Source organism: Pseudoclavibacter sp. CFCC 13611 (assembly GCF_008831225.1).
Taxonomy (GTDB): Bacteria; Actinomycetota; Actinomycetes; order Actinomycetales; family Microbacteriaceae; genus Pseudoclavibacter_A.
In genome coordinates, this window is sequence record NZ_WBKE01000001.1 from 482,103 (window position 1) to 498,426 (window position 16,324).

A 16,324-nucleotide genomic window follows, 5' to 3' on the forward strand; every position below is an offset into this window, starting at 1 on the left:
CTGAGGCGTGCAGAGCGCGCCTCGCCGTGCAGAGGGCGGAGATGCTTCGGCGTCTCCGCCCTTTGTGTGTCTGTGAGCATGTGTGTCTGTGAGCATGTGTGTCTGTGAGCATGTGTGTCTGTGAGGCCTGTGTGCCTGCGCCTGCCTGCTTGCGTGTATGTCTGCACGTCTGTGTCTCGGCTGGCGCATGCGCCCTGCTGTGTACTCGTCGCCCCGCCTGCTTCTGCGTTCTGTGCCTCTGGGGTGCCGATTCGCCCTCGCGGGTGAGGCAAGAAATCTTAGCCGGGTAAGCATCCGCAGACCCAGAACATATACGACTCGCCAACGCATTCGGGCGTAGCCGACGACATGGCGAAATCAGGACGAAACACTTGGATATACTGGCGTAACTCTGCGCACATAACGTCATGAGCGCACGAGGAAAACTCGATGCAAAGGAGCAGGAGTACATATGACAACAGAATCCAACGCACGGAAGTTCGGGTCGACGTTCATGCGACGCGGAGCCCAGTTCATCGCCATTGGCGCTGTTGCAGCGCTCGCGTTGACCGGATGCGCGAAGTCGGGAGGCTCGACGGGCAGTGGTGACGACTCGACCCTGAACATCGGCGGTCTGGTGCCGCAGACCGGTTCGTTGTCGTTCATGGGGCCGACGCTTACCGCAGCCATCGAGCTTGCCTCGTCAGACATCAATGCCGCAGACGCCGGGCTGACTGTCAAGACCGACATCAAAGACGAGGGCGACTCGACCACCGACACCGCGACGACGTCGGCGAAGTCACTCATCGAGAAGAACTCCGTGATTCTCGGCGCGGCCTCTTCGGCGGCCTCGAAGAACGTGTTGCCGACGGTCTCGAAGCGTCAGGTCGTGCAGATCTCGGCTTCGAACACCTCGCCCAGCTTCACGAACATCGATGACAACGGCGGATACTACTGGAGGACTGCTCCCTCTGACCTGCTGCAGGGCAAGAGCCTCGGCAAGCAGATTGTCGCCGACGGCAAGAAGAACGTGGCGATTCTGTTCATGAACGACGACTACGGCTCGGGGCTGAAGGATGCGGTCAAGGCGTCGATCGAGGCCGAGGGCGGCACCGTGTCGAAGGAGCAGTCGTTCGATCCTGCTGCCAAGGACATCTCGAGCGAGGTTTCACAGGCGATCAGCGGCAACCCCGATGCTCTCGTGGCCATCTCGTTCGACCAGTTCAAGGGTGTTGTGCAGACTCTGCAGACGAACGGTTTCGACTTTGCCAAGCTGTACGGCACAGACGGCAACAACGGCATCATGAAGTCAGGCGACACCTCAATCCAGGGGGCGACCTTCTCGCAGCCCGGTCCGTACGAGGGCCTCGATGACTTCATCAACCGCGTCAAGCAGCAGGCCGGTGGCTCTCTGACTTCGACCGTCTACGCACCCGAGATGTACGACGCGACGGTGCTCGCGGCGCTTGCGGCGCTGCAGGGCGGCAAGACCGACGGCACCACCATCAAAGACAACCTGCAGTCGGTCTCAGAAGGCGGCGAGAAGTGCACGTCGTTCAAGGACTGCGCGGCGCTCATCAAAGATGGCAAGGACATCGACTACGACGGCTTCTCAGGGCCAATCGACTTCGATGGCAACGGTGATGTGACCAAGGCGACGATCTCGTTCTACGGGGTCACTGATGCGAACAACACCACGACGTTCAAGCGTCAGGAAGAGGTCTCGGCCAGCTGACTCTCGGCAGGCACTTGATCTGATGGGGTCGTCCTTCGGGGCGGCCCCATTTCTGTGTTGCGGCACTGACGACATCGGCACTGCTGCCTGGGCGATGAGCATGCAAAGGCCTCACATCTTCGTTCTCTCACCTCATCATCATGAAGGTCTGTGCAGGCAGCGCGAAGCTGACTGCGGGCTGCCACGTCTTGAGGCCAGCATTTGCCCGTAGAGATGCGTCGGATTCGGAGCATTCGCGCATGGTGCTCGACATCGCCTCTGCCGAGCAGGAGCAAATGCGTCGAAGAGGAGCAAATGCACTAAACAGGACCTGGAGAAAGCCTCAATCTGCTCCTGCTTGGTGCAAATGCTCCTGTTTGGCGAAATGCTCCTGTTGGGTGAGGATGCTTGGCCGGCCGGTACTCCTGACTGCGGAGTCGCAGCTGCTGTGCGGCGTACTGTGGGCAAAGCATGCAGCTGCTCAGGGGGGGCAAAGCTGCAGCTGCTCAGGGGGCTGTGTAAAGCTGCAGCTGCTCAGTCGACTGTGTGCAAAGTATGCACCTGCTCAGTCGACTGCGTGCACAGCCACCACCGACCGATGCCAGCCAGACTGTACCCAACCACCCCCAGCTACCGCCCAGCTGCCGTCTAGCTGCTTGTCCGGCTATCGCCCAGCTGCCGCCCGGCTACCGCCCAGCTACCGTCCGGCACACATTCAGCGACGACCGCGCCCGACGCCTACCCCGCGGTGTGGTCCTCGGCCAAGGTGCCCAAGTACAGCTTGATCACCTTCGGGTCATTCAGCAGCATATGACCAGGTCCGACGTAGGCGTCCTTGCCCTGATCGAGTACATATCCGCGGTCGCAGATCTGCAGCGCGCGCCGCGCATTCTGCTCGACCAACATCACCGACACCCCGGCGGCATTGATGCGCGCCACATTCAGGAACGTCTCGTCCTGCCGCACCGGCGACAGCCCCGCCGAGGGCTCGTCGAGCAGCAGCACCTTCGGATCCATCATCAGCGCCCGCGACATCGCGACCATCTGGCGCTCACCGCCAGAGAGCCCGCCGGCACGCTGCCCCAGACGCTTCGACAGCTCCGGGAACAGCGAAGTCACGAACTCCAGCCGCGGCCCGAACAGCTTCGGCTTCTGAAAGCACCCCATCTCGAGGTTCTCGCGAATGGTCAGACTCGGAAACACATTCTCGGTCTGCGGCACGAACCCGACGCCGGCGCGCACCAGCTTGTCGGCCTTCAGACCGGTGATGTCGCGCCCGTCGAGCACGACGCTGCCCGAGCGCACGCTCACCATGCCGAACACTGTCTTCAGCAACGTCGACTTGCCAGCGCCGTTCGGGCCGATGATGCCGACGAGTTCGCCCCGCTCGACATAGGTATTGCACCCGTTCAGAATGTTCACGCCGGGCAGGTAACCTGCGACCAGATCCTTCGTCTCAAGCACGCGCTCGGTCATCGTGGGTCCTCCTCGGTGGTGTCTGCTGAGTCAACGCCGGATGCCGTGCTCGCGTCGACCTGCGAACCGTCGGTTGCGTGCGGTGCTGAGTCAACGCCGGATGCCGTGCTCGCACCGTCCTGCGGCCGTTCGGTCGCACGGTGCTCGGCGCGGATCTCGGCCACCACCTCACCGAGGTCGCGATCTTTGTTCGATCCCAAGTATGCGTCGATCACAGCTGGATCCTGCATGACCACACCTGGCTCGCCCTCGGCCACGATGCGGCCCTCCGCCATCACGATCACCCAGTCGGCGATCGCCTGCACCATGTGCATGTCGTGCTCAACGAAGAGCACGGTCATGCCGTCGTCTTTCAGCCGCACGATGTGACCGAGCAGAGACTGCGTCAGCGCCGGGTTGACACCCGCCATCGGCTCGTCGAGCATGACGAACTGCGGGTCGCTCATCAGCGCACGCGCCATCTCGAGCAGTTTGCGCTGCCCACCGCTGAGCGCCGCAGCGTAGTCGTCCTTCTTCTTGTCAAGCAGGAACTTCTCGAGCAGGCCCATGGCCTTCGCCTCGATCGCCTTCTCCTGGCTCTTCCACGCCGGCGGCCACAAGGCGCTCCAGAAGTGCTCGCCACGCTGATCCTTGGCGCCCAGCTTCATGTTCTCGAGCACGCTCAGCATCGCCAGCGACTTGGTCAGCTGGAAGGTGCGAACCTGCCCCAGACGCGACACTTTGAACGAGGGGATGCCCGACAGCGTGGTGCCGTCGAACGACCAGCGGCCGGTGTTCGGCTTGTCAAAGCCGCTGAGCAGGTTGAACAGCGTGGTCTTGCCGGCGCCGTTCGGGCCGATCAGTGCGGTGATGACGCCGCGCGGAATCTCGACGTGCTCCACATCGACGGCGGTGTTGCCGCCGAATGAGCGGGTGATGTCGTCTGCGACGACGATCGGGTCGGTCTTCTTGCATCCTGGCGCGGCGGGCTCTGCTGCGATCGGGCGTGCGCCACCTGAGGAGGCTGCCACAGTCGAACCGCCCTGCGACGTCTCGCCGACGGCGTGCACCGTGGCATCTGACGGCTGCGGCTCGGGCACTGGTGTGAGGGGAGTGTCAGGCATTGAAGTACACCTCCGACTTCTTTCCGAACAGACCCTGGGGTCTGAAAATCACGAGCAGCATGAGCGCGACGCCCACGAGGATGAAGCGCACCTGGCCGCCTTGGACGCCGGTGATCGGCAGGATCTCTTCGCTGACCAGCAGCGACACGATGCCGTCGGTCGCGACGATGACCACCCAGAAGATCATCGAGCCGACGATGGGGCCGAAGACCGTGGCGGCGCCGCCGAGCAGCATGATGGTCCAGAGGAAGAACGTCGTCTGCGTGCCGAAGTTGTCCGGCTGCACCGACCGCGGCAGCACGAAGATCATGCCTCCGAGGCCGCCCAGCACGCCGCCGAGAATCAGCACCTGCATCTTGTAGGCGAAGACGTTCTTGCCGAGCGAGCGAACGGCATCCTCGTCTTCTCTGATGGCTTTGACCACGCGGCCCCAGGGGCTGCGCACCAGACGCCAGACCAAGAGCATCGAGAGGGCGACGACGACCCACGCGAAGATGATCGTCCAGAGATCCTCTTCGGTGTAGGTCAGCGGGCCGATCTCATAGAGGCCGACGGGAATCGGGTTGAGCGACTGGAACGAGTCGGAGCCGCTCTGCATGCCGGCCGAACCGCCGGTGAGCCACGAGAGCTCCGGGGTCTTGGCCACCAGCCTGATGATCTCGGCGGCTGCGATCGTCACGATGCTGAGGTAGTCGGCGCGCAGGCGCAGCGTCGGTATGCCGAGCAGCAGCCCGAAGAGCACGGCTCCGAGAATGCTGAACAGCAGCCCGACGAAGAACGGCACCCCGAAGGTGTTCGACGTGATGGCGAAGAAGTACCCGCCGACGGCCATGAAGCCGGCCTGGCCGAAGTTGAGTAGCCCGGTGTAGCCGAAGTGAATCGAAAGACCGAGTGCGGCGAGCGCGTAGGCCGCCGTGGTCGGCGAGATGATCTCGCCGAGAGCCTGTGAGATGAACGACAGATCCATGGTTGCCCCTTATCCGATGCGTTCTCTGCGACCGAGGATGCCCTGCGGGCGAACCAGCAGCACCACGATCATGATCACGAGCGCCGTGACGTACTTGAGGCTGCCCGGCAGGAACAGACTGGAGAGATTCACTGCGATGCCGATGATGAGGGCACCGACGAGAGCGCCGTATGCGGTGCCGAGACCGCCGAGCACGACCGATGCGAAGATGAGCAGCAGAATCGACGCGCCGGTGTCCCACTGCTGCGTCTGATAGAACGCGAGCAGCACGCCGGCGACGGCCGCGAGTGCGGTGCCGCCCGTCCACACCACCCGAATGATCCGGTTGACGTCGATGCCTGATGCGGATGCCAGCGCCGGGTTGTCGGCGACGGCGCGCGTGGCCTTGCCGATGCGGGATTTCGTCAGCAGAGCCGCGGTGACGATGAGTAGCACGATGGCCACCAGCGAACCGAGCACGTCCCATTGGCGAAGCCGCACCGAACCCAGCACGAGCCACGCGTCACTCGACACCGGCATCACGATGCGGTCGGGGCCGAAGAGAAAGGCGTAGAGGTAGCGCAGTGCGAGCGAGAGGCCGATGCTCACGATCATCAGCGGGATGATACCCACTCGCTTCTTGCGCAGCGGCTTCCAGAGGGCGGCATCCTGCACCCAGCCGAAGACGCCGCCGACCACGAAGGCCAGGATCACGGCGATCCAGGCCGGCAGCGCCAGCGTGGTCATCGCGGTCACGGCGACGAAGCCGCCGAATGTGACCAGCTCACCGTGTGCGAAGTTGTTGAGCTTCGTCGTTCCGTAGATCAGCGACACCCCGATCGATGCGAGCGCGAGGATGAGTCCGAAGATCACCCCGTTGATCAGGCTCGGCACGAATTGGTCGGCGAGAAAACCGCCGCCCTCCTGTGCGAGCACGACTGTGGGCGCCGCGTGAGCGAGCGCACTTGCTGTCAAGGCCGTTGTCAACTGAGCCTCCCCGTTTGGCGATGGACGCGTGGGATGCCGCACGCGTCACCGTCACCACCCTCAGGGGGTTGCGACGGGTGGCACACAAGCTACCTCGCTTTTGTGTCGCCAATGTTACACAGGAGTCGGGGTAGACTGAGCGCACCGCGTCTGGAAGGAAGAAATGGCACACGACCCCTTTGCCTACACCGGTCTCACTTATGACGATGTGCTGCTGCTGCCCGGCCACACCAACGTCATTCCCAGCGAGGTCAACACCAAGACCCGCCTGACCCGTGAGCTGTCGATCAACATCCCCCTGCTGTCATCAGCGATGGACACCGTCACTGAGGCACGTCTCGCGATCGCTCTGGCCCGCCAGGGCGGCATCGGCGTGTTGCACCGCAACCTCTCGATCGAAGACCAGGCCCGCCAGGTCGACCTCGTGAAGCGTTCAGAGTCGGGCATGATCACCGATCCGCTGTCGACCTCTCCTGAGGCGACGGTGCAGGAGGTCGACGACATCTGCGGCCAGTTCAAGGTCTCAGGCCTGCCTGTGGTCGACGAGGACAACGTGCTCGTCGGCATCATCTCGAACCGCGACATCCGCTGGGTGCCGGTCGACGAGCGTGAGAACACCCTCGTCAAAGACGTCATGACCAAAGGCAAGCTGTTCACCGGCAAGGTGGGCATCAGCCGCGAAGAGGCCTACCGAACCTTCGCCACGCACAAGATCGAGAAGCTGCCGCTGATCGACGACGAGGGCCACCTCAAAGGCCTGATCACCGTCAAAGACTTCGACAAGGCCGAGAAGTACCCGCACGCGAGCAAAGACGGCTCGGGCCGTCTGCTCGTCGGTGCGGCCATCGGTGTGTTCGGCGATGCCTGGGAACGCGCCTGCGCACTGGTCGAGGCCGGCGTCGACGTCATCGTCACCGACACCGCCAACGGTGATTCGAAGGGCGAGCACGACATCGTCAAACGTCTGAAGACCGACCCGGCGACCAAACACGTGCAGGTCGTGGGCGGCAACATCGCGACCCGCGAGGGTGCGCAGGCGCTGGTCGACGCCGGTGTCGATGCCGTCAAGGTCGGCGTCGGACCCGGCTCGATCTGCACCACCCGCATCGTCGCCGGTGTGGGCGTGCCGCAGGTGTCGGCAATCTACGAGGCGTCGAAGGCGACCATCCCGGCCGGTGTGCCGCTGATCGCCGATGGTGGCCTGCAGCATTCGGGCGACATCGCCAAGGCGTTGGTCGCCGGCGCCGACACTGTGATGCTCGGCTCGCTGCTCGCCGGAACCGATGAGAGCCCGGGAGAGCTCGTGTTCGAGCATGGCAAGCAGTTCAAGCAGTACCGCGGCATGGGGTCGCTGGGTGCGCTGCAGACGCGCGGCCAGCGCACGAGCTACGCACGCGACCGCTACTTCCAGGCCGATGTGCCCAGCGACGACAAACTGATTCCCGAGGGCATCGAAGGGCAGGTGCCCTACCGTGGCCCGCTCGAGGCCGTCACCTATCAGCTCATCGGCGGTCTGCGCCAGTCGATGTTCTATGTGGGTGCCGAGAACATCGAGCAGCTCAAAGAGAACGGCAAGTTCGTGCGCATCACGCCGGCCGGCCTCAAAGAGAGCCACCCGCACGATGTGCAGATGGTCATCGAGGCCCCGAACTACCACGGTCGGTAGACCGAACGCCGCAGTCGCAGCAAACAGACGAGGGATGAACGAGGAATCATGAGTGAGACAGTGCAGATCGGCGTGTCGAAAACCGGTCGGCGAGGCTACGGCTTCAGTGACATCGCAGTGGTGCCCGATCGGCGCACCCGTGATGCCGGCGACGTGTCGGTGAACTGGAGCATCGACGCCTACCACTTCGATCTGCCTGTCGTCGGCGCGCCGATGGACTCGGCCGCCTCGCCTGAGACCGTCATCGCCCTCGGGCGCGCCGGCGGGCTCGGCGTGCTCGATCTCGAGGGCCTGTGGACGCGCTACGAAGACCCGACCGATGCCTACCGTCGCATTCGCGAGGCCAACGACGATCAGGCCGGGCGGGTGCTGCAGGAGGTCTACGCAGAGCCGGTCAAGGCCGAGCTGATCACTGAGCGGCTCGAGCAGATTCGTGCCGCCGGCGTGACCGTTGCCGGGGCGCTCTCGCCGCAGCGCACGCAACAGTTCTACCAGACGGTGCTCGATGCGGGCGTCGACCTCTTCGTCATCCGCGGCACGACGGTCTCGGCAGAGCACGTGTCGGCGACCACTGAGCCGCTGAACCTCAAGAAGTTCATCTACGAACTCGACGTGCCGGTCATCGTGGGCGGTGCAGGCACCTATACGACTGCTCTGCATCTGATGCGCACCGGTGCGGCCGGCGTGCTGGCCGGATTCGGCGGAGGCGCCACGTCATCCTCTTTGAAGACGCTGGGCCTGCGCACGCCGATGGCGACCACCGTGGCCGACGTCGCCGGCGCCCGCCGCGACTACCTCGACGAGTCGGGCGGTCGTTACGTGCACATCATCTGTGACGGCAGCCTGGGCTTCGGCGGTGACATTCCGAAGGCCTTCGCCTGCGGTGCCGACGCGGTCATGCTCGGCACGGCGCTCGCCCGTGCGAACGAGGCTCCCGGCGGCGGCTACCACTGGGGTGCCGAGGCACATCACGCTGAGCTGCCCCGCGGTCGTCGCGTGCAGGTCGGCAGCGTTGGGCCGCTCGAGCAGGTGCTCTTTGGGCCGGCGCACGATGCCACCGGCACGACGAACCTGATCGGCTCGCTGCGCAAGTCGATGTCGACCACCGGATACACCGAGCTCAAGGAGTTCCAGAAGGTCGCAGTCACCGTCTCGCACTACGAGGCCTGAACCAGACGTGTCCGAATCTGTGCCCGACTCGAACACACAGTCGGAGTCCGCTGTGCCGGGCATCCAGACGCCGCGACGCATCGGGGCGGCCGAGGCCAATCTTCTGATCGACGAGCTCGAGGCAGAGCTCTCAGAGCCGCCGCGCTCGACGCTGTCGGTGCTGCTGACGGCGAAGTGGCTCGGCGCGCTGTTCGTCGTGCTTCTGATCGTGGCCGGGTTTCTCGGGCTGGGCTGGTGGCAGGCGATGCGTGCGGTGACTCCGGGAGACGACGGCAGTCGTCACACCGAGACCGCGCGGCCTCTCACCGATCTGCTCACGCCCGGTCAGACCATGAACGTGCAGGCCATCGAGCAGCGTGCGACCGTGTCGGGCACGGTGCTTCCGGGAACGGCCACGATCGTTGCGAACCGCACCCAGCAGAACGCGTCGGGTGAGACCGGCGAGGCCCGTGACCGCGAGGGCAACGCGCTCGGCTACTGGGTCGTGGTGGGCCTTTCGGTGGAGGCTCCCCAAGCGCCCGCCGGAGCCGTGCTGCCCGTGGCCCTCGGGTGGGCGCCCGACCTCGACCAGGCCCGAGCGACACGTGACCGCGCCGAGGCTTTGGCGAATGCCGCGCCAGGAGAGGTCGGCGCAGCCGGCGCTGACGGGGATGCGATGGCCCTGAGCGCAGGGCCGCTGCAGCTGAGCGGGCGCATCATGCCGTTCGAAGGCGTCGAGAAGCAGCAGACCACGGCCGCCGACTACCTGACGCAGGTGGTCTCCGGACCCGAACTGATCAACGTGTGGCAGACCGACGACCGCCCATGGTTCGAGGGGTACCTGGTCGCCTCAGACGGCGTTCCCACGGTGGTCGGCAGCGGCCTGCAGACGATCTACTCGCCGCCGCCCTCGACTCAAGCGCAGATCAACTGGATGAACATCTTCTACGCCGCCGAGTGGGTGGTCTTCGCAGCCTTCTCTCTGTTCCTGTGGTGGCGTCTCGGCCGTGACGAGTACGAGCACGGTCTCGAATATGCCGCGCAGGAACGCGAACAGCTCGAGCTGCTGCGTCGTGTCGCAGTGCGATGAGCGCCCGCGTTAGGATGGAACCCATGACCCGTCAGCCGATTCTGCCGAAGCGCGATCGGCAGCGCATACCCGGTGCGATCAGGTTCTACAGCATCTTCGCCTACATCACCGGTGTGTTCCTGCTGCTGCTCTGCGCCGAGATGATCCTCAAGTACATTCCGTGGAATCACGAGCTCGGCGTCGGCTACGAGGTCTTCGCCGGCGGCGGTCACGTGCTCAACTTCGTGCCCTCGCTGCCCGAGTACATCGACAGCGCCGGCGGTCTGAACCTTTCGATCGGCGTGCTGATCGTGCACGGCTGGCTGTATGTTGTCTATCTGATCAGCGACTTCCGTCTGTGGACGCTGCTGCGGTGGCCGCTGCGGCGTTTCGTCGCGATCGCCTTGGGCGGCATCGTCCCGTTCCTCTCGTTCTTCGTCGAGCACCGCATGTCGCGCGCTGCGCGTAAAGATCTTGCCGAGCACAACGCCCGTGCCGAGGCTCACGACGAGGCCATCCTGGCACTGCGCAAGCAGGTCGCCGATGACGAGGCCCGTGCGGCAACGACCGCTGCACCTGGCGCAGCCGCTGAGAACGCGGCCGACGCCCGTCATCCGGCGACGCAGCCGGGCGAGCACGGCATCCGTCAGACCTCAGGCGACGCCGCACAGACCACGACCGACACCGACGAAAGCAGCGAGACGAAGTGACCCAGCAGACCCCCACTGCGGCAGCGGCCTCGAACGAGGCAGGCGCTGACGCGACGACACCCACGGTGCTCGTCATCGATTTCGGCGCGCAGTATGCGCAGCTGATCGCACGGCGCGTGCGCGAGGCGCATGTGTACTCCGAGGTCGTGCCGCACACTTGGAGCGTCGAGAAGATCCTCGCGAAGAAGCCTGCGGCGATCATCCTCTCGGGCGGCCCCGCGAGCGTCTTCGAAGAGGGCGCCCCGCACGTCGACCGCGCGCTGTTCGAAGCCGGCGTGCCGGTGTTCGGCATCTGCTACGGCTTTCAGGCCATGTCGTATGCGCTCGGCGGCATCGTCGATCAGGCGGCGGTGGGCGAGTACGGACACACCGAGTCTGAGATTCACGAAGCAGGCACGCTGCTCGAGGGCTCTCCTGCGAAGCAGTCGGTGTGGATGAGCCACGGCGTCGCGGTGAAGACCGCGCCCGAGGGGTTCGACGTGCTGGCGTCGACCGTAGGCGCGCCCGTGGCGGCGATCGAGGATCGCGGCCGTCGACTCTTCGGCGTGCAGTGGCATCCCGAGGTGCAGCACACTCCGCTCGGCCAGCAGGCGCTCGAGAACTTTCTGTATCACGGCGCCGGGCTGAAGCCGGAGTGGACCAGCGAGAACGTGATCGACCAGGAGGTCGCGAAGATTCGTGCCCAGGTCGGTGCGAGCAAGGTGATCTGCGGGCTGTCGGGCGGCGTCGACTCGGCTGTCGCCGCGGCTTTGGTGCAGCGTGCGGTCGGCGATCAGCTGACCTGCATCTTCGTCGACCACGGTCTGCTGCGCAAAGATGAGGTCAAGCAGGTTCAGGAGGACTTCGTCGCCGCGACCGGCATCCGTCTGGTGACGATCGACGCGTCGGAGCAGTTCCTGACTGCGCTGAAGGGCGTCAGCGAGCCGGAGCGCAAGCGCAAGATCATCGGCCGCGAGTTCATCCGCACGTTCGAGCGTGCGGCTCGCGACCTGCAGAATGAGGCCTCGGCCGACGGCGAAGAGATCAAATTCCTGGTGCAGGGCACGCTCTACCCCGATGTTGTCGAATCAGGCGGCGGCGAAGGTGCGGCCAACATCAAGAGCCACCACAACGTGGGCGGCCTGCCCGATGATCTGCAGTTCAAACTCGTCGAGCCGCTGCGGTCGCTGTTCAAAGACGAGGTTCGCTCGATCGGTCGCGAGCTGGGCGTACCCGAGGTCATTGTCAGCCGTCAGCCGTTCCCCGGGCCCGGCCTGGGCATCCGCATCATCGGCGAGATCACGCAGGAGCGCCTCGACATTCTGCGCGAGGCCGACGCGATCGCGCGCGAGGAGCTCACCAAGGCAGGGCTCGACGATCAGATCTGGCAGTGCCCGGTGGTGCTGCTGGCCGATGTGCATTCGGTGGGTGTGCAGGGTGACGGGCGCACGTATGGGCATCCGATCGTGCTGCGCCCGGTGTCGAGCGAAGACGCGATGACGGCTGACTGGTCGCGGCTGCCGTACGACGTGCTGTCAGTGATCTCGAACCGCATCACGAACGAGGTGCGTGAGATCAACCGAGTGGTTCTCGATGTCACGAGCAAGCCGCCGGGCACCATCGAGTGGGAGTGAGTCAGGCAGGCCTCGTCGCAGTGTGCGGCGGGGTCTGTTTCTGTTTTGGGCTGTTGGTCTCTCGGCTGTTCTGTCGTGCGTTTGTCTTGTGGGTGTCGTGTCTCAGGGCAGTTCTGTCTTGAACCGGGCGGGGCGGCGTGCGAGTGTGTAGAAGCCGCCTGAAGCGCGGGATCGAGTGTGCAGAATCTGTTGAAGACCCACCGAGTGTGTAGAACCTGGCGATGGCTCACTGAGTGTGTAGTTGTTGTGGGTGTTTGCTGTTGTTGGTCGCGTGTTCTGTGCTTTCGGTGGGTGGAGGCACTTTTGGATGGTGTGAGTGCGCAGAATCTGTTGATGACCCACTGAGTGCGCAGAATCTGCTGATGGCTCACTGAGTGTGTAGTTGTTGTGGGTGTTTGCTGTTGTTGGTCGCGTGTTCTGTGCTTTCGGTGGGTGGAGGCACTTTTGGATGGTGTGAGTGCGCAGAATCTGTTGATGACCCACTGAGTGCGCAGAATCTGCTGATGGCTCACTGAGTGTGTAGTTGTTGTGGGTGTTTGCTGTTGTTGGTCGCGTGTTCTGTGCTTTCGGTGGGTGGAGGCACTTTTGGATGGTGTGAGTGCGCAGAATCTGTTGATGACCCGCCGAGTGCGTAGAACCTGCTGATGGCTCACCCTGCTGATGGCTGACCGAGTGTGTAGAACCTGGCGATGACTCACCGAGTGCGCAGAACCTGTTACGCATAGCTGCAGGTGCAGCACGAAGTTCTCCACATCGGGTTGATCGGGGGAGACCCGGGGCAGGCCGATCGCTCATGCTGAAGCCATGTCACCGTCCAAACCGCAGCCGCTGCCGATTCAGATCAGGCATCGACCCTTCACGGTGGCAGAAGCACGAGACCTGGGAGTCACCCAGTCTCGCCTGCGGGCAAACGACCTCGCACAGCCCTACCGAGGGGTGCGCTGCGCACGAACCGAAACGCGCACAGCAGAATCGGCCCAGAACCATGCGGGTTCACCGCCAGAGATCCCGAAATCCCAGCGCCTCTACGCAGAAGTGACGCATCGCGCGCGGCAGTATTTGCCTCTGATGAGGCCGGGGCTCGCCTTCAGCCACCTGACCGCGGCGATCATATGGGGCCTGCCGCTGCCTCTCAGCATGATTGCTTCGGCGCTCGAACCCGACGGACTCGACGTTGCAGCGGCTGCGACCCTTTCGCGTCCGCGGCACCGCGGCATCCGCAGCAGGCGCATGCCCCCGACAGCTCATGTCTACACACTCGGCGATCTGCCGGTCTGCGATGTGCGGACGACTTGGAGGATGCTGGCCGATGTGCCGCATTATTCCGACGCTGATCTCGTGGCCGTCGGCGATTTTCTGGTCTGTCGCGCCGAGCTGCGTGCAGACGGCCGGCAGCCGTTCGCCGGGCCGAGGGAGCTCGTCGAGTGGACGGGGTCGCTGTCGGGTCGAAGCTGCAGAAGGATGCGCCAGGTCGCCCGTCTCGTGCATGACGGCTCGCAGTCGCCCATGGAATCGCTCACTCGGCTGCTGCTGCTGGAAGCGGGGCTGCCGGAGCCTGAGCTCAACGCCGACATCTACGACCGGGCTGGAGGCCACTTGGCGCGGGCCGATCTGCTGTATCGGGTGCAGAGGGTGATTCCAGAATTCGACGGGGATCAGCACCGCACGTCGCGTGCGCAGCATGCTCGTGATCGGGAACGGCTGAAGGCACTTCGGAACGAAGGGTACGAGGTTGTTCAGGCCGATCTGCGCACGCTGACCGATGCACGTGCAGGGCAGGAGTTCGTGGCCGAGGTCGAGCGTGCGTTGGTGCAGAGGGGCATGCGCCGGTGAGGCGAGCGAGCGACGAGCGAGCGACAAAAACGAGCCGCCGCGCGCGTTGTGAACGAGCTGGTCGGAGCGCGACACGCCGATCAAAAAAGTAGTCTGAGTAGACAGTTGCAGCGATCGGATTCCTCGCCGTAGCATCGAAAACAATTCGCCGAGAATGTGCTCGGCATCTCGATCACAACGTCAGTGGTCATTTCTTTCACAGGCAGTCAACCGCATCGTCGCGGGGTTGCGCTGTGCATCCATCAGAGCAGTAACCGGTCACACGGATGTGTTCGGTCTCGCCCTCGCTCGCCCGAAAACACCACGGGTGCGGAACACCGAACAGACCACCACCACAACCGAACAGCGTCACGCCCGCCGGAGTGACAGCAGCAGCCCCAACCCGAACATTCAGAAAGGAAAGCAGTGACCGAACTGACCGCCGTGACGAGCTCCATCCCCGTGCTGACCGGATCGATCCGCGTGATCGCGCCCTCAAGAAGCTCTGAGCCACGACACTCTGAGTCACGACACTCTGAGTCACGACGCCCAGAGCCACGGCATCCTGAGTCGCAACTCGCTGAGTTCGATGCGAACGATGTCGCGCGCCCGGTCGCTGCTTCTCCCATAAGTCACGAGCGCTCGGTCGACACTCGCGCCATCGACATCACACGCATCGCCGACCGTGCCGGCGCACCCTCGCGGCGCGTGGCGAGCGGGGTCGCTGCCACGGCATCCGCCGCACACCGCCTGTTCGACTTCGCCGTCACCACACGACACAGCACACTCGCAGCCTGGCGCAATGCGATCTGCGTGATCTTCGCGCTCGCGGGGGTGGCGACGGCGGTCTGGGTCGCGCGCATCCCCGAAGTGAGCGCACAGCTCGGCATCGGCAGCGGCGGCGTCGCGATTCTGCTCGTCGGACTCTCGAGCGGTTCGATCACCGGGCTCGCCGTGGCACCGGGGCTGATCGGCCGCCTCGGCGCGCGACGCATGCTCACCGCCGCGATCATCGGCATCGGGCTCGGCCTCACCGCGATCGGCGTGGCAGTCGATGTGTTCGCGCAGACCGGATTCGCCTTCGCGGCGCTGATGCTCTTCGGATTCAGCCTGAGCTCGGCATCGGTCACGATGAACCTCGAAGGCACTACCGTCGAGAAGCGCGTCGGCCGCACGATTCTGCCGATGATGCACGCCTGCTACAGCGCGGGCACGATCACCGGCGCACTCGTCGGTGCGCTTGCCGCCTCGCGCGGCACGGGCCTGCTGCCGTACCTCGCTCTGGCGGCGGTGTTCCTGCTCGTCGCCGGCCTGGGCACACTGCGGACAGTGCCGGGCGCGTCGGCTCCGCAGCGCATCCATTTCGAGGCCCCCGATGCACGTGGTTCGTCGACCGCCCATGCGGCACAGAACGGTGCCGGCAGCGCTGCGCGACTGTCTGTGGACTCGGGCGAGGGCGAGGCATCAACCGGCATGCGGGCACGACTGCGCGCACGCTTCGGGCTGCTGGCTGACCGACGGCTGCTGCTCATCGGTGTGATGATGGTCGGCATGTCATTCGTCGAGGGCTCGGCCAACGACTGGCTCAGCCTCGCGGCGGTCGAGGGGCACGGCCTCGATCACTCTGCTGCGGCACTGGTGTACGCGACGTTCGTCTCGGCGATGACGCTCGGCCGCCTCGTGGGAGGCCCTCTCGTCGACCGTTTGGGCACGACGCGAGTGCTGCTCGGCTGCGCCACGATCGCATCGATCGGGCTGGCCACATTCATCTTCGGCGCGGGAACGCCGCTGATCTTCGTGGCGACCGCGCTGTGGGGGCTGGGTGCGTCGCTCGGGTTCCCGGTCGGCATGTCGCTGGCCGCCGACCATCCGACGGATGCGACCCGCCGGGTGAGCATGGTCTCGATCTTCGGGTACTCGGCTTCGCTCGCTGGGCCCCCCGCTTTGGGCATGCTGGCCGAGCACTTCGGGATTCTGCACGGATTCGTGCTCGTGCTCGCATTCGTGGTGATCTCGCTGGCGGTTCTGCCCGGAACGCGCAAAGCGCGAGGCGTGAGCGCCTGACAGCACGCGGGGCGCGTATCGGGCGCACGTGAGCGA

The 16,324-nt window shown here is 64.7% G+C and carries 12 protein-coding genes; 8 read left to right on the plus strand and 4 right to left on the minus strand.

Annotated features, from left to right (window positions below):
* The first annotated feature begins 451 nt into the window (after positions 1 to 451).
* Positions 452 to 1,714: an ABC transporter substrate-binding protein gene (locus F8O08_RS02105; RefSeq protein ID WP_158030855.1), complete on the plus strand. Its 1,263-nt coding sequence runs from the start codon at positions 452 to 454 to the stop codon at positions 1,712 to 1,714.
* 717 nt (positions 1,715 to 2,431) lie between these two features.
* Here the strand turns inward: F8O08_RS02105 and F8O08_RS02110 are convergent.
* Genes F8O08_RS02110 through F8O08_RS02125 form a run of 4 tightly spaced genes read right to left on the minus strand, consistent with a single transcriptional unit; the run spans position 2,432 to position 6,193 of the window.
* On the minus strand, positions 2,432 to 3,169 hold the full coding sequence (locus tag F8O08_RS02110) for an ABC transporter ATP-binding protein (RefSeq protein ID WP_158030856.1): 738 nt from the start codon (positions 3,167 to 3,169) through the stop codon (positions 2,432 to 2,434).
* A complete protein-coding gene (locus F8O08_RS02115) occupies positions 3,166 to 4,272 on the minus strand; it encodes an ABC transporter ATP-binding protein (protein ID WP_158042422.1) in 1,107 nt (368 codons plus the stop codon). The genes F8O08_RS02110 and F8O08_RS02115 overlap by 4 nt, the downstream gene beginning before the upstream one ends.
* Entirely contained in the window at positions 4,265 to 5,239 is a 975-nt protein-coding gene (locus F8O08_RS02120) for a branched-chain amino acid ABC transporter permease (protein ID WP_158030858.1), read from the minus strand. Before F8O08_RS02120 ends, F8O08_RS02115 begins: the two co-directional genes overlap by 8 nt.
* 9 nt (positions 5,240 to 5,248) lie before the next feature.
* Positions 5,249 to 6,193 (minus strand): branched-chain amino acid ABC transporter permease, encoded by a 945-nt coding sequence (locus F8O08_RS02125; protein ID WP_225733506.1) that lies wholly within the window; start codon positions 6,191 to 6,193, stop codon positions 5,249 to 5,251.
* A 175-nt stretch (positions 6,194 to 6,368) separates the two neighbouring features.
* On the opposite strand from F8O08_RS02125, the gene guaB reads away from it, so the two are divergent.
* From guaB to F8O08_RS02160, 7 genes are all read left to right on the plus strand, one after another.
* On the plus strand, positions 6,369 to 7,871 hold the full coding sequence (gene guaB / locus F8O08_RS02130) for an IMP dehydrogenase (RefSeq protein WP_158030860.1): 1,503 nt from the start codon (positions 6,369 to 6,371) through the stop codon (positions 7,869 to 7,871).
* A gap of 48 nt (positions 7,872 to 7,919) precedes the next feature.
* On the plus strand, positions 7,920 to 9,041 hold the full coding sequence (locus F8O08_RS02135) for a GuaB3 family IMP dehydrogenase-related protein (RefSeq protein ID WP_158030861.1): 1,122 nt from the start codon (positions 7,920 to 7,922) through the stop codon (positions 9,039 to 9,041).
* Positions 9,042 to 9,048: 7 nt separating this feature from the next.
* Positions 9,049 to 10,110 (plus strand): SURF1 family cytochrome oxidase biogenesis protein, encoded by a 1,062-nt coding sequence (locus F8O08_RS02140; protein WP_158042423.1) that lies wholly within the window; start codon positions 9,049 to 9,051, stop codon positions 10,108 to 10,110.
* A gap of 23 nt (positions 10,111 to 10,133) precedes the next feature.
* A complete protein-coding gene (locus tag F8O08_RS02145) occupies positions 10,134 to 10,799 on the plus strand; it encodes a DUF3817 domain-containing protein (RefSeq protein WP_158038762.1) in 666 nt (221 codons plus the stop codon).
* Positions 10,800 to 10,864: 65 nt separating this feature from the next.
* Positions 10,865 to 12,412: a glutamine-hydrolyzing GMP synthase gene (guaA, locus tag F8O08_RS02150; protein WP_225733511.1), complete on the plus strand. Its 1,548-nt coding sequence runs from the start codon at positions 10,865 to 10,867 to the stop codon at positions 12,410 to 12,412.
* A gap of 1,230 nt (positions 12,413 to 13,642) precedes the next feature.
* Entirely contained in the window at positions 13,643 to 14,245 is a 603-nt protein-coding gene (locus tag F8O08_RS02155) for a hypothetical protein (RefSeq protein WP_158042424.1), read from the plus strand.
* Positions 14,246 to 14,650: 405 nt separating this feature from the next.
* On the plus strand, positions 14,651 to 16,288 hold the full coding sequence (locus tag F8O08_RS02160; RefSeq protein ID WP_158042425.1) for an MFS transporter: 1,638 nt from the start codon (positions 14,651 to 14,653) through the stop codon (positions 16,286 to 16,288).
* The last annotated feature ends 36 nt before the right edge of the window (positions 16,289 to 16,324 follow it).